We start from the raw sequence: 13,880 nt of genomic DNA on the forward strand, positions 1-13,880 counted from the left end.
TACATATGTAATTGTATCAAAATAATACTCACAATTTATTGATTTAAAAATCACCTTACAAATACTTATATGAACCACAACCAAATGCCTGCGGGTGATGTCCTCAGTGCTACCTCTCCTCACTTTTTGGGGAATTTTAAAAATATTTTTCATTCTGATAATTATGATCACTACCGTACCGCTGTTGGCGATACTTTAGATCTTGTAGGAAAATTTTTACACAGAAATGAAAAGCCTTTCAGCGGTATTGAAGCCAAAGAAATGAAAACCATGGTACAGCAGATAGACCTTAATCAGAAACTGTCTTCTTACCAGGAACTTCTTCAGGAAGTAGACCATATTTATGTAAAACATGCTACCGCATTTCACCTGCCGCAGTATGTAGCCCATCTTAACTGTCCGGTTGTTATCCCCGCATTAGCCGGAGAAATTCTTGTCAGCGCAATTAATTCTTCACAGGATACTTATGACCAGAGTGCCGGAGGGACCTTTATGGAAAGAAAACTAATTGACTGGACCGCAGAACAGCTGGGCTATCATCCTGAAAACAGTGACGGAGTCTTCACAGCCGGAGGCTCACAGAGTAACTTAATGGGCCTGGTAATGATGCGTGACTGTTTTTCACAGAAAAGATATCATCATAATATCAAACTGGACGGGCTTCCGCGTGAAGCATCGAAGTTCAGAATATTCGTTTCAGATAAATCCCATTTCAGCAATCTGAAAAATGCTTCCATCATGGGACTGGGCGAAAAAGCGATCGTAAAAGTTCCTACTGATGAAAGATTCAGAATGGATATTGCTCTTTTGAAAAAATACATCAAAAGGGAAGAACAATTGGGAAATATCCCGATAGGAATTGTCGCTACGGCAGGAACAACCGATTTCGGAAATGTAGATCCTATGGAAGATATTGCCAATATCGCAGAACAATATAATATATGGATGCACGTAGATGCAGCTTACGGATGCGCGCTCTTATTAAGCGAGAAATACCGCCATCTTCTGAATGGAATTGAAAGAGCAGACTCAGTGACCATTGATTATCACAAATCATTCTTCCAGCCTATAAGCAGCAGTGCTTTTATCGTTAAAGACAAAAAAGAATTGCTTATTCTTAAACACCATGCAGACTATCTGAATCCCAAAGAAATGGATGAAGAAGAGATTCCTGCACAGATCAATAAATCCATTACGCAAAGTACCCGGAGATTTGATGCTCTGAAACTCTGGTTTACCTTAAGAATGATGGGTAAAGAACAGCTTTCCGAATATACTGACACGGTAATAGATCTTACCAAAGATGTTGCGGAAATGCTTACTGAAGATCCGGATTTCGACCTGCTTACAGATACAGACCTGAGTGTTCTTGTGTTTCGGTATATAAGGCCTGAAATCACAGATCTGAACGCCCTGAATCAGTATATAAAAATGAAACTGTTCTACAGCGGAGAAGTTCTGGTAGCAAGCACAAGGGTAAATGGGAATTTCTATTTGAAATTTACCTTCCTGAATCCGATCACCACCACTGAAGACGTACATGAAATTCTCAACAAAATCAAAATGCATGGAAAAGACTTTGATACAGCAGCCCACTCAATATAAAGAAAAAGCACAGGAAATTACTGTACGGATCCTGCTGAACGGAATGCTTCGCGAACTCGCAAACGGGAAATTCTACCAAGGAGTTCCGAAATATGATCTTCTTACAGCCCAGGCACTTCAAAACAGTATTTATCCTTTACATATAAGATTCGATCTGAAAAAAAGTGAGGTCTTTTTATTCGCCCCCGTTTCTTACCGTTCCGAAAGTACTTTTCATCATTACGGGCAGGAGTTATGGGTGGTTGACCATAAAAATCAGCAATTTTTTCAACCGGATACTGATCAGTTGACAGAATTGGTTTATAAAGAACTTTCTGAACAGTCTACCCAACAGGGACTAGAACTTTTTACCAAAAGAATCCACAGCAGCCTTAGAAACCTGGAACTGATCATGGATGCCGGATTACAGGGTAAAAATGAATTAACTTATTCCTTCCTTGAATCTGAACAGCAGCTTCCCGTAGGGCATAATCTTCATCCGTTTACCAAGGCCAGAATGGGCTTTTCCAGAGAGGAGCAGCTTCTGTACGGCCCGGAATTCAACAGGGAAATTCAGCTTGAATATTTCCTTGTCCATAAAAGCTGTGTGAAAGAAAACTCTGTATTGGATATTCCTTACAGTCGGTTTCTGGAAAGCATCATTTCATTACCAGAAGATCTGGTAGAAAACCACCTCAGCGGAGAAGAACGGCTTTCAGATTTTTATGCGGTTCCATGCCACCCGTGGGAGGCCAGCTATCTTTTATCAACAAAAGAGGGTTCGGAAATGCTTACTAACCGTACTTTGGTTTATATCGGAAAATCAGGTGAAGGATTTTACTCAACCTCATCCATCAGAAGTATGTACAGCCCGGATATTCCGTGGATGCCCAAGTTCTCTTTAAATGTTCTGTTGACGGGCTCAATACGAATTAATACTGAAAAAGATCTGGCAAGAGGATACGCATCAGCTTTATGGAGGAAACATGCGGGCGAAAATTTTGACAAAAAGTTCAGTCACTTCAGATTACTGCTGGAACCTGTTACATTAGGAGTGTATCATGCCGGTAAAAACATTGAGAGCCTGAATCTCCTGATCCGTGAAAACCCTTTCCAGGCGGAAGACAAAATATTGCTTCTGGCCAGATTATGCCAGGATGAACCTTCTGATGGGAAATCCTTTATACAGCAGTTTTTTGATGATGTTTCAGAAAAGCTGGGAACAAAGCCTGAAGAGTCGGTGATGATCTGGTTTGAAAAATACATTCAGTTATTCATTGAGCCTTTAAATTACTTGTTCAGCCGGTATGGAATGGCTCCTGAAGCCCACCAGCAGAATCTCCTGATCAGCCTTGATGAGAATCTGATGCCGGAAACCCTTTGGATAAGAGATGCTCAGGGATATCTTCTGAGAGAAAGTGCACGGGAACAGTATGTTGAACTTGCAAAATCTTATCCTGAAATTGAAGACCTTTTTATCAGGGATGAGCGTCTTTTAGATATTGTTTCCTATCATGTGCTGGTCAGCAATCTTTCCGCATTGATTGCTTCATTAGGAAAGACAGGATGGGTAAAAGAAAGAGCCCTGATAGATATTCTTTACAGGGAGTTTGAGAGAGTACATTCCGAAGAACCTTCAGACTTCACCCGTTATGCTCTTGAAAACCATTATTGGGGAACAAAAACCAATTTTAAGGCAGTAGCCAATGAAATTGACGGAATTACAAGTGCGTCAGCGATTTCTTATGCAACAGTTCCCAATCTTCTTCACCAGTATTTCTTTTCAGACCAGCTGATCCATCCGAAAGGAAAAGACGTTTTCTTCAAACGCTATTTCGAAAAAGAAGAGGTGACCATCACCATGCGTCCAATTGATCTTGATCAGGATCTTGAAATGCTTCATGAGTGGTTCAACCGCGAACATGCCGTTAAAATCTGGCAGATGAACTGGCCCATTGATGAGCTGGAAACCTATTACCGTCTTATGCTTCCCGGCGATGAAGCCCAAAGTTACATTGTCATAAGCAACGGCGAACCTTCCTGTAATATTGAAGTCTATTGGCCATGCAGGGATATTGTAGGCGATTATTATGATGTTCTTCCGACAGATTACGGAACCCATCAGTTTATTGCTCCAACCGATCCTAAAAAGAAATATGTTTCTCCTTCCACACAATCTATGGTAGATTACGTATTTGCCCAGCCTGAAGTTGGGAAAATGGTGGGTGAAGGTTCTGTAGATTCTCTGGCATCCATGATGAATAAAGCACATGTAGGCTTTAAAGTGGAAAAGGTCATTGAAATGCCTCATAAAAAAGCCAACCTTAACTTCTGCTACCGGGAATGGTATTGGGAAAAGTTTCCACAGAACAAATACGTACAATTTACCGTAAAAACCACTGAACATGAATAATGAAACCCCATATAACGTGATCGGAATTGGAATCGGGCCTTTTAATTTGGGACTGGCCGCATTATCCAATCCGATTTCTGAATTAAAAACTCTTTTCCTGGACCAGAGAGACAGTTTCGACTGGCATCCGGGATTAATGATTGATCATGTAACCCTGCAGACGCCGTTTTTGTGTGACTGTGTATCCATGGCTGATCCAACCAATCCTTTGAGTCTTCTGAATTATTTAAAAGTAACCAACAGGCTTTATAAATTCTTTATCCGGGAAGGTTTTTTCATTCCTCGTAAAGAATATAACCGGTATTGTCAATGGGTAGTAAGCCAATTGCCGCAGTGCAGGTTTTCAACACAGGTTGTGGATATTGTGTATGAAGACGGATTGTATGTAGTAACGACCATTCACACCAAAACTAAAGAAGCCGAAGTTTTCAGGACAGAAAGGTTAATCCTCGGAACAGGTACACAGCCCCATATCCCTTCATTTATTCCAAAAGATGATTCCAGGATTCTTCATACCAGTTCCTATTTGTACCGTAAGGAAGAGCTTTTGTCCCAGGGTAAAAAAATTGCGGTGATTGGTTCAGGACAGAGTGCGGCAGAGGTTTTCTATGATCTGTTGCAGAGCCGGAATGAAAATACTCAGTTAGGCTGGTATTCCCGCCCGGACCGTTTCTTCCCGATGGAATATTCAAAACTGACCTTAGAGCTTACTTCTCCTGATTATGTAGACTATTTCTACAGCAGAAGCGAAAGCGCAAGGAAGGCCATTTTAAGCAAGCAGCAAGCTCAGTTCAAAGGGATTAACTATGATCTCATCAACCAGATCTATGATTTTATTTATGATCTGAATATTGACAATGCTGATACGAAACTTACCATTATTCCGAACAGCCAGCTGGACAGGGTAGACAACAGTAGTACAGACCAGCTGATTATTGAATTTACTCAGCTGGAACAGGATGTTCAGTATGATCAGGAAGCCGATTATCTGGTGATTGGAACAGGATACCGCTACCATGAACCTTCATTCCTTAAAAATATTCAATCCAGAATTAAAAGGGATTCAGGCGGATTATTTGCGGTTAACCGGAACTATTCAATAGATCATAATGGCGGTGAAATCTATGTATTGCACGCAGAAGTTCATACCCATAGCTATATTTCAACGGATCTGGGAATGGCAGCTTACCGTAATTCTTATATCATCAACGATATTCTGGGAAGAGAATATTATAAGATTGAAAATAAAATTGCATTCCAGGATTTTGATGTTGAAAAATATGCCGCCATACCAACAACTGCCAAAATATAATGTTAAAAATGAACACCACTTTAAATAATACACCCATCAGTCAGGAAATCTGGCTGATGGCCAACCGCGATCTGATGGCTAAAACCTTTGCGGAGTTAATGCATGAAGAGCGCCTGAAACCTATTCCTGTTTTCCAGGATGAAGCAGGATTCACCGTTTTCAGACTTGAAACCGGATTGGAAAATATTGAATACAGCTTCCGCGGACAGGAAAGAATGATGGATTACTGGCATATCGACAAAGACAGTATTGCTAAGATTGAAAATGAGGTAAAAAGTCAGACCCTGAATGTTCCTCAATTCTTTCTTGAAATGCAGACCGTATTTGACTTAGATTCTAATACGTTAGCAAAATATACAGAAGAACTGCTTCATACTTTATATTGTGATGCGCTGATCTTATCCAGAGGAATTATTTCTTCAAAAGATCTTGCCTCCAGCAATTATCAGACGGTAGAGCATCAGATGACAGGCCATCCCTGGGTAATCGTCAATAAAAGCCGGCTGGGATTTTCTCCCTCTGATCTTGAAGTTTACGCGCCGGAAGCAGGGCAGGACATAAAAGTTCTGTGGCTGGCTGCCCATAAAGACAGATCAGCCTTTCAGGCGCTGGAGCATATTGATCAGGAAAACTTTTACCGTTCGGAAATTGGAGACAAATTGTATCAGGTATTTCAGCAGCAACTGATTGATTTAGGAAAATCTGTTCAGGATTACAATTTAATTCCTGTACATCCATGGCAGTGGGAACATAAGCTGAAGATTCATTTTGCGGGAGATATAGCTTCCGGAATTTTAATAAAGTTAGGGGGAGGAAATGATTTTTACAGCCCACAGCAGAGCATCCGGACTTTATTCAACACAGAGCATCCGGAAAAAAGATACTTGAAAACCGCAGTTTCTATTCTGAGTACAGGAAATATCAGAGGACTTTCTCCTAAGCAGATGAGAATTGCTCCATTGATTACAGACTGGGTAAAAGGTCTGATTAAAGATGATGAATATCTGGAGACAAAAGGAACCATTTTCCTGGGTGAGGAAGCTTCAGTTGCCTATCTGCATCCTCAATACAATGCTATAACCGCTGTACCTTATCAGTACAATGAGTTTTTAGGGGCTCTATGGCGTGAAAGTGCCATATCTTCCCTGAAAGAAGGTGAAGAAATGTTTACCATGGCTTCCCTGCTGTACGTTGATCAGAACGGAATTCCTTTGGTACAGGCTTTTGCCGAAAAAGCAGGAGTCAGCATCAAAGAATGGATCACGGAGTATCTGGCTGCCTATCTTACTCCGCTGCTTCACATCTATTATACTCATTCTCTTTGTGTGACTCCTCACGGAGAAAACATTATGGTTGTGCTGAAGAATGGTCTTCCTCAGAGGATTGTCATTAAAGACTTTGTAGATGATATTGTACTGACTCCTGAAGCCAGGGAAAAGCTGCCTGACCATCTTGCAGACGGGCTGATCCAGTCTTCAAACAAAGAAAACGTACCACTTTCTATTCTGCTGGGGATTTTTGATGCGTTTTTCAGATATCTTTCCAATGTTTTGCATACGTATTCAAACTTCCAGGAAGAAACATTCTGGACTCTTGTTCATGAATGTATAAAAGAGTACAAAAATCAGAATCCGCATCTGAAGGAACGGTACGAAAAGTATGATCTGTATGTTCCGGCATTCAAAAGGTTCTATATCAACAGTGTCCGTCTGAAGAATAACGGCTATAGCGAAAATAAAGCTTTTGCTATTCCTAAGAAAGATGGCGCCCTTCTTAATCCGCTGTACCAGATCATCAATAAAAATTCTGTAGCGGAAGTATGAGAAAAGCGCTGCATATCATAAAAGAAGGCTCTGTATTTGCGTACGGAGCTTTGGCAGGAAAAAAAACAGAATTGACTTCAGGAAGTATTAATCGCTCTATCTTCAGCCTTGCCATTCCTATGGTATTAGAATTATTGATGGAATCTGTCTTTGTCAGTATCAATTTACTGATCATTGCCCGATTGGGAGATCAGGTTCTAGGGCTTGTGGGGATCACAGACAACTATATCAATTTTGCTAACGCCATTGCAATAGGTCTGGGAATAGCTGCGGCAACACTCACTGCAAGGAGAGCCGGGGAAAAGGACAAAGATGGAATGAGCCGAACTGCCCATTATATCATATTGCTGGCCTCTGCCTTTGCCCTACTTGTTGGAGGTTTGTCATTTCTTTTTGCAGGAGAGATCATCAGCTTTCTTGGCTTTAGCCCGGAAGCAATGACGCAGGCTTTACCATTCTCACAGCTGGTTTTCCTTAGTATCGGGCTGGTTATTCTGAGACTTTCCGTTAATGGATTATTCAGGGGAGCTGGGGATGCTGATCTTGCCATGAAATCCCTGTGGCTCTGCCATATCTCGAGTATGGTCTTTGCCGTTGTACTTGTTTTCGGGCTTGGACCTGTTCCTGCCTATGGACTTATGGGACTGGCTTATGCTACCGTGTTATCAAGGCTGCTGGCCGTTTTGTACCAGTTCTTTATTCTCCTTTCCGGTAAGACCAGTATCAATATTGTGGTGAAATTTCGTTTCGATCTTCCTTTACTCAAAAAGATGATGAAGATCGCGTTGGGAGGACTTGTGCAATATATTATACCTGCTTCCAGCTGGCTGATTATGGTTAAGATCATCGCGACGTTCGGAACTACAGCTCTTGCAGGATATATCATTGCTCAAAGGGTTGCCTCTGTGGCTACAATGCCTGCCTGGGGAATAGGAAATGCCGCAGGAGTACTGACAGGACAGAATTTAGGAGCTGGAAATCCGGACCGGGCGGAAAAAACAGTCTGGAGGGCCGGAGGAATCAACATGACCTATCTGGTAGCTGTCGCCCTGCTCTGGCAGGTCGCTGCAAAATATGTGGTTACTTTTTTTACTCAGGAGCCAGAAGTGGCAGGATATGCCGTACAGTACATTCATGTAGTGTCTATAGCTTATTTGCTGCTGGGCTTTACAATGGTAATCAGCCGGGCTCTTAACGCTGCCGGGAACATTATGCAGGTAACCCTGCTTTATATGATCATGTTTTATGTTATTCAGCTTCCTTTAGCCTATCTGCTTGGGGTACGCCTTCAATGGGAGCTGAAAGGGATCTTTACGGCCATTGTTTCCTCGGAAATAGTGCTTGCTGTACTGTTCTTACTGATCTTCAAAAATGGAAAATGGAAAACTATAAAAATTTAAAATGAACACAACAGAAGAGTTTTATGAAATTATTGCATCAGCTATTGCTGTTAAAAAAGAGTTGGTTGATGAAAACCTTACCTATCAGGAAATTCCCGAATGGGATTCTATGTCCCATCTGCTCATTGTAGAAGCATTGGAGCAGTTTTATCAGATCAAATTTGATTTTAATGATATTCTTGAAATGGGAACGGTAGGAAAAATCCGTGAGAAAATGAAAAAATACGATGTACTCGTAGAAAACTAAGTATATGAAAATTTTAGAAAATGTAATTGACAACAAAAGCCTGCTGTTTACAGATGCTTCGTCCGGTACCACCATACCGGCCGGGGCCCTGTGCAGGTCTTTGGGTTTAGATCCTTCAGAGCAAGGACTGATCTTTCTGTACAATGACAATCAGCTGCCCGGTATTGAGGTGCTCCTCAATTTTTACGGAACAGCTCATGCCATTGCTGTACTGGGACAGAAACTGCATCCTGAATTTAAGGAACGCCTGGAAGCAGAGTATCGCCCGAAATACATCTTTGATCCGTCAAGAGATGAGGTTTGGGGATATTCTTTAAAGGAATTCTCAGAAACCATTAAAATCTTTGCAAAAGAAGATCAAACGCCCGAAGCCTCTATTCACCCGGACATCAAAATCCTTCTGAGCACTTCAGGAACAACAGGGGTCCCGAAACTGGTGAAACTGTCGGATGAAAACCTTTATCAGAATGCAGTAAGCATCCTTCAGTACATGCCTATCCTGGAATCTGATGTGGTTCCGCTGAACGTACCGATTAATTTCGTGTACGGATTTTCTATTTTCACCACCAACTGTATGCGTGCTGGGAGAATTGTATGTACCGACAAAGACATTATGCAGAAAGCTTTCTGGGATGAAATGGAAGAATATGGCTATAGTACACTGGGAGGAGTCCCGTATTTGTATGAAAACCTGAACAGAATTGGCTTTTTCAGAAAAGACAGCCCCAGTTTAAGGTATATGACCCATACAGGAGGTGTTATTAACAGTGAACTGAGAAAAACAATCTTCTCTTACTGTCATGAATTTGAGAAACAGTTCTTTGCCCAATACGGGCAGACAGAGGCTGGAGGAAGAATGGCTTATCTTACCACAGACGGGCTTCTGGAAGAAGAAACCTCTATCGGGACTCCTGTACATGGAGGCAGTTTTACAATAGATCCTGAATCGGAAGAACTGCTTTTTTCACATCCGGGAATTTCCGGTGGATATGCCAACCGACTTGAGGATCTGTCTATATATGAACAGCCCGAAATTCTCCATACCGGAGATATGGGCAGAAGAGGCCAGAACGGGTTGTACTACATCACAGGAAGAATCAAAAGGATTATGAAGCTTTTCGGAATCCGTCTTAACCTGGATGAGGTAGAAGTTATCCTGAAGAACGAACTGGAAGGAAATACACTGGTATGCCTGAATTCCAATGACAAAAAGATCATTGTACTTTACGACAATCAGGGTATTGATCCCCAAAATATCACAGAAATTATTAAAAATAAGCTGCGCATCAATCCGCAGTACGTACGCACCGAACACATAGAATCATTTCCATTATCACAAAACGGCAAAATAAACTATCCTATGTTACAAAACTTACAGCATGAAAACATTTAAAACCCTTATATTACTTTTACTTCTTGTCAGCTTTCCGTTAATCCTTTCTGCCCAGCAGAATGATCGTGTTCACGGTAAAGTCATGCTGTCTGAGAAAGAACCTGTTAAAAACGCCCTTTTAAGGTTAGTGAATACACCTTATCAGGCAAAAACCAATAATTTAGGAGAATATTACTTTGATAATGTGCCGCCCGGAGAATATACCCTTCAGGTGGTTTTAAATGATATCGAACTGATGCGGGAACCAATCCGTATTGAGAAAGAGGTGTTTGAAATCCCTGTTGTTTATACTACAGCAGATAATAATGTCATTGAAGGAATCACAGTATATGCCGTAAGCAGAAACAAATTTCTGGATAAGGACAGTACTTCCATCTCTAAAATGCCTCTGAGAAACCTTGAAAATCCTCAGATGTATACCAGCATCAACCGACAGATCCTTAAGGAACAGCTCGTGTATGATGTGTCAGACGCTTTGAAGAACGTTCCGGGTATTGTTAAGATGCAGGGAAGTGCGGGTAGAGCAGGAGACGGAAGTTTTTATTACAACTTAAGAGGATTTCCGACCAGAGTTTCTATGGTAGATGGTGTTCCGGCAACAACCAACTCCGAAATTGATCCTGCAGACATTGAACGTATCGATGTAATCAAAGGACCTTCCGGAACATTATACGGTGGAGCTGTTAATTCTTTTGGAGGATTGATTAATGTAGTGACGAAAAAACCGAAGGATTATTTTGGAGGTGAAGTTTCTTATCTGATGGGAAGCTACAATTTAAACCGTGTAACTGCTGATGTATACGGCCCGATCACGGATTCAAGGAAAACCTTATTCCGTTTGAATGCAGCCTATCAGTATCAGAATGGTTTCAGAGATTCTGAATTCAGAAAATCAATGTTTGTGGCTCCTACATTCAGCTATGAGGTAAATGATCGCTTAAAATTCAATCTGGGGGCACAGATTTATACATATGAAGGAACCAATACTCCGATCATCTTCCTGTCCAGAACAAGAAAGTTTTTCGCAACAACTCCTGATGAACTTGGATTCGACTGGAAAAGATCTTATTCCAATAATGATATGAGTTTAAAAGCGCCTTCCATCAACGTAAAAGCTGAGGTGAATTACAAAATTTCTGATCACTGGACTTCACAGACTCTAATTTCAAGAAACTACAGAAAAACGGAAGGGTTATACCAATATCAGTTTATCAGAGGAAATGACAGCGATGCCATGCTGGAACGTAATGTACAGTGGCAGAATTCTGAAGGGGCTTCTACCAGTATTCAGCAGAATTTTAACGGTGAGTTCAAAATCGGGAAAATCAAAAATAAAGTTCTTATCGGGTTGGACTATTTAAATCAGTCATTGAACTATAATAATTCCCCGATCGTTAAATACGATACGATCAACGGAAGAAATCTGACTCCAAAATATGGTGCAATTTCAAGAGATCTGGCGCTTCAAAAAATACAGCTGTCAAAAGCTGCCTTGGAAAGAACTACCACATCGTCTAACATATACGGGGCCTATATTTCCGATGCTGTTTACATTACTGACCGTTTGATTACTTTGTTAAGTTTACGTTTTGATCATTATGAAAGTAAAGGACAGCTTAATCTGAACAACTATACTAATTCAGGAGCGTTCAATCAAAATGCATGGTCTCCGAAAGTCGGGATCTTGTATCAGATCTTTAAAGACCGTCTGTCAGCTTATGCCAACTATATGAACGGTTTCAGCTACACCGCTCCGGCATCCCAGCCGCTTCCGGACTACAGCGGAGACTTCAAGCCACAGAAATCTAATCAGTGGGAAGTTGGAGTAAAAGGAAATCTCTGGAGAAATAAGGTAAACTTCACCGTAGGATATTATGATATTCTGGTTAACAATATGTTAAGAGGAGTTGATGTAGTTCGTGACGGAAAAAGCTATAGTGTAACCATTCAGGATGGCGAGCAGAGAAGCAAGGGGATTGAAATTGAAACGATTCTGAACCCTATTCACGGATTGAATATTATGACCGGATATTCTTACAACGACAGTAAATTTGTAAAAGCGGCTGCTAATGTTGATGGACGCCGTCCTTCATCTGCGGGACCTGCTAACGTATTCAATTCATGGATCAGCTACATATTGCCAATCAAAGGACTTCAGGGACTAGGGTTAGGTTTTGGAGTGAACCGTGTAGGTAAACAGATAACTGTTGATAATGCAACTACCGGACAGTTTGTTTTCCCGGCGTATACTTTAATTAATGCCTCTGTGTCCCTTGAAAAAGAAAGATACAGATTAGGATTTAAGATGAATAATTTAGGAAATGCACAGTATTTTGCAGGGCAGGGGGTTGTAGTAGCCCAGATGCCTCGTAACTTTGTTGCTGAGGTCAGCCTTAAATTTTAAGAATGAAGTTGACATTTAGAAAAATTATACATCAGATACATCTATGGCTCGGACTAACGTCCGGGCTTATAGTTGTTATCATGGCAGCTACCGGCTGCATCCTTGCCTTTGAAAAAGAACTGAAACATGCATTACATCCTGAAAAATATTATGTAAAAACCATAAAAAAAGAAAAGCTGAAATTTTCTGAACTCAAACTGAAAGCAGAACAGGCATTACCAGACAGTCTGAAGGTAAGCAGGGTAGAAATTTCCTCAGATCCTTCCCGAAGTTATGCTTTCCGTACTTTGAAAATGGATAAAGAGGCCCTGACTTATTGGGGGTCTTATATTTATTATTACAGAGTTTATGTAGACCCTTACACCGGAAAAGTTCTGGAAGTAGAAAATGCAAAAACCGATTTTTTTGAAATCGTGATGGATCTTCACAGAAGATTACTGCTTGGAGAGAAAATCGGGAAAGCCATTACCGGATATGCTACCATCATATTTGCAGTAATGCTTTTTTCAGGTCTGGTGATCTGGGTTCCGAAAAAAATAAACAAGAATGCTCTGAAAGGAATGTTTTTCATCAAAACATCCGCAAAATGGAAAAGGATCAATTATGATGTTCACAATGTACTGGGTTTTTATTCCGTTATCCTTCTGCTTTTGATTTCATATGCCGCATTGATATGGAATTTTGAAGAAATGGATCAATGGGTAAAAAAAACGCTTAACGGAAAGGCAAAGACTGAACAGAAAGCCAAAAGTACAGTACCAACTACAGAAACTCCGGATTCAAAAAATATTCTGGATATGGTTGGAAACAGAGTAGAGCAAAGTCTTGCAGATAAAAAATCAGCGCTGATCAGCTTTCCGAAAACAGAAGAAGGGACCTATTATGCCGAAGTAACCTATGGTAACAGACAGTATCAGAATGAACAGTTCAATTTCGACCGGTATTCAGGAAAAATACTGAAATATCAATCTTATAAAAACGAAAATATCGGATATGGAACAGCATTAAGAGAAAGAAATTATGATCTTCACACCGGAAGTATCTTAGGAATGACAGGAAGGTTTTTATATCTTTTTGCAGGAATCATTGCCGCCTCGCTTCCAATCACAGGTTTTATCATCTATTTAAACAAGAAAAAGAAAAAACCTAAGAAAAAGAAAGGATCATAAAATTTCTGTTTCTTTTAATCTTTACCAAACAGGAGAGTATAATCATTGTATTATGCTCTCTTTTTATTCTCCGATTCAGCAGATCTATAGAAAGATGTTAGAAAATGCAAAGGGCGCAAGGCTTTGAACCATTAT

General features: G+C 40.7%; 9 protein-coding genes. All 9 read left to right on the forward strand.

Going from position 1 to position 13,880, the window contains the following annotated elements; translation table 11 throughout:
- Window positions 1-69: 69 nt before the first annotated feature.
- The 9 genes from J2Y40_RS16955 to J2Y40_RS16995 are packed head-to-tail and all read left to right on the forward strand — an operon-like array spanning window position 70 to window position 13,745.
- Window positions 70-1,605, forward strand: coding sequence for an aspartate aminotransferase family protein (locus tag J2Y40_RS16955; protein WP_310000281.1), 1,536 nt, complete (start codon window positions 70-72; stop codon window positions 1,603-1,605).
- Entirely contained in the window at window positions 1,568-3,997 is a 2,430-nt protein-coding gene (locus tag J2Y40_RS16960; protein WP_310000284.1) for a GNAT family N-acetyltransferase, read from the forward strand. The genes J2Y40_RS16955 and J2Y40_RS16960 overlap by 38 nt, the downstream gene beginning before the upstream one ends.
- Window positions 3,990-5,309 (forward strand): SidA/IucD/PvdA family monooxygenase, encoded by a 1,320-nt coding sequence (locus J2Y40_RS16965; RefSeq protein WP_310000286.1) that lies wholly within the window; start codon window positions 3,990-3,992, stop codon window positions 5,307-5,309. The genes J2Y40_RS16960 and J2Y40_RS16965 overlap by 8 nt, the downstream gene beginning before the upstream one ends.
- 8 nt (window positions 5,310-5,317) lie before the next feature.
- Complete coding sequence (locus tag J2Y40_RS16970; RefSeq protein WP_310000288.1) at window positions 5,318-7,132, forward strand: IucA/IucC family siderophore biosynthesis protein; 1,815 nt, start codon at window positions 5,318-5,320, stop codon at window positions 7,130-7,132.
- Window positions 7,129-8,532 (forward strand): MATE family efflux transporter, encoded by a 1,404-nt coding sequence (locus tag J2Y40_RS16975; RefSeq protein ID WP_153392241.1) that lies wholly within the window; start codon window positions 7,129-7,131, stop codon window positions 8,530-8,532. The genes J2Y40_RS16970 and J2Y40_RS16975 overlap by 4 nt, the downstream gene beginning before the upstream one ends.
- A 1-nt stretch (window position 8,533) precedes the next feature.
- The gene (locus J2Y40_RS16980) at window positions 8,534-8,779 is read left to right on the forward strand and encodes an acyl carrier protein (protein WP_115929440.1); all 246 of its coding nucleotides are present in this window, start codon (window positions 8,534-8,536) and stop codon (window positions 8,777-8,779) included.
- Window positions 8,780-8,783: 4 nt separating this feature from the next.
- Window positions 8,784-10,172: an AMP-binding protein gene (locus J2Y40_RS16985; protein ID WP_153392243.1), complete on the forward strand. Its 1,389-nt coding sequence runs from the start codon at window positions 8,784-8,786 to the stop codon at window positions 10,170-10,172.
- Complete coding sequence (locus J2Y40_RS16990; RefSeq protein WP_310000292.1) at window positions 10,159-12,576, forward strand: TonB-dependent receptor; 2,418 nt, start codon at window positions 10,159-10,161, stop codon at window positions 12,574-12,576. Before J2Y40_RS16985 ends, J2Y40_RS16990 begins: the two co-directional genes overlap by 14 nt.
- Window positions 12,577-12,578: 2 nt before the next feature.
- Window positions 12,579-13,745: a PepSY-associated TM helix domain-containing protein gene (locus J2Y40_RS16995; RefSeq protein WP_310000295.1), complete on the forward strand. Its 1,167-nt coding sequence runs from the start codon at window positions 12,579-12,581 to the stop codon at window positions 13,743-13,745.
- Window positions 13,746-13,880: the final 135 nt, after the last annotated feature.

Source organism: Chryseobacterium sp. 2987, assembly GCF_031456375.1.
GTDB lineage: Bacteria > Bacteroidota > Bacteroidia > Flavobacteriales > Weeksellaceae > Chryseobacterium > Chryseobacterium vaccae.

What these genes read in the sequence shown, in the direction of transcription:
- J2Y40_RS16955 (WP_310000281.1), top strand. Translation starts at nt 70, where the DNA reads ATGAACCACAACCAAATGCCTGCGGGTGATGTCCTCAGTGCTACCTCT.
- J2Y40_RS16960 (WP_310000284.1), top strand. Translation starts at nt 1,568, where the DNA reads ATGGAAAAGACTTTGATACAGCAGCCCACTCAATATAAAGAAAAAGCA.
- J2Y40_RS16965 (WP_310000286.1), top strand. Translation starts at nt 3,990, where the DNA reads ATGAATAATGAAACCCCATATAACGTGATCGGAATTGGAATCGGGCCT.
- J2Y40_RS16970 (WP_310000288.1), top strand. Translation starts at nt 5,318, where the DNA reads ATGAACACCACTTTAAATAATACACCCATCAGTCAGGAAATCTGGCTG.
- J2Y40_RS16975 (WP_153392241.1), top strand. Translation starts at nt 7,129, where the DNA reads ATGAGAAAAGCGCTGCATATCATAAAAGAAGGCTCTGTATTTGCGTAC.
- J2Y40_RS16980 (WP_115929440.1), top strand. Translation starts at nt 8,534, where the DNA reads ATGAACACAACAGAAGAGTTTTATGAAATTATTGCATCAGCTATTGCT.
- J2Y40_RS16985 (WP_153392243.1), top strand. Translation starts at nt 8,784, where the DNA reads ATGAAAATTTTAGAAAATGTAATTGACAACAAAAGCCTGCTGTTTACA.
- J2Y40_RS16990 (WP_310000292.1), top strand. Translation starts at nt 10,159, where the DNA reads ATGAAAACATTTAAAACCCTTATATTACTTTTACTTCTTGTCAGCTTT.
- J2Y40_RS16995 (WP_310000295.1), top strand. Translation starts at nt 12,579, where the DNA reads ATGAAGTTGACATTTAGAAAAATTATACATCAGATACATCTATGGCTC.